Source organism: Winogradskyella litoriviva (genome assembly GCF_013249065.1).
In the GTDB taxonomy this organism is placed as follows: Bacteria; Bacteroidota; Bacteroidia; order Flavobacteriales; family Flavobacteriaceae; genus Winogradskyella; species Winogradskyella litoriviva.
Genome location: NZ_JABRWQ010000042.1, coordinates 1 through 395 on the forward strand (window position 1 = coordinate 1; position 395 = coordinate 395).

Genomic DNA, 395 nt, shown 5'->3' on the forward strand with positions numbered 1-395 from the left:
GTTGTGTCGGTTCCTGCATCTGGTCCGTCTACTGTCTCATTGTCTAAGATTGGATTACCATCTGGATCTACATCCGTATCTGAAACATCACTCACATCATCTGTACCTGTTGGACTATCGCCTGTCGCTGTTGCACTATTCTCTATAAAGCCTGCATCTAAATCCGTTTGAGCTATCGTTTGCGCTACTGTGACTGTGGCGCTTGCGCCTGGTGCTAAACTTGGAATGTTTGCTAAGCCGCCTGGATAAGTTAAACTGCCTGAATCTGCATTGGCATCTGTTATCTCGATATCTGTAACAGTAACGTTTCCGGTGTTCGTTACAATAATGTCATATGCTATCACATCATTTAAAGCACTTCCTGATGTCGTGATTGTTTTTGTAACCGTTAACTC

Annotated in this window: 1 protein-coding gene; it reads right to left on the minus strand. The window is 43.5% G+C overall.

All coding sequences use genetic code 11. The annotated features are described in order from the left end of the window. Positions 1–395, minus strand: a 395-nt coding sequence (locus HNV10_RS17110; RefSeq protein WP_173302685.1) for a DUF7507 domain-containing protein, incomplete at both ends; no start/stop codon positions are given.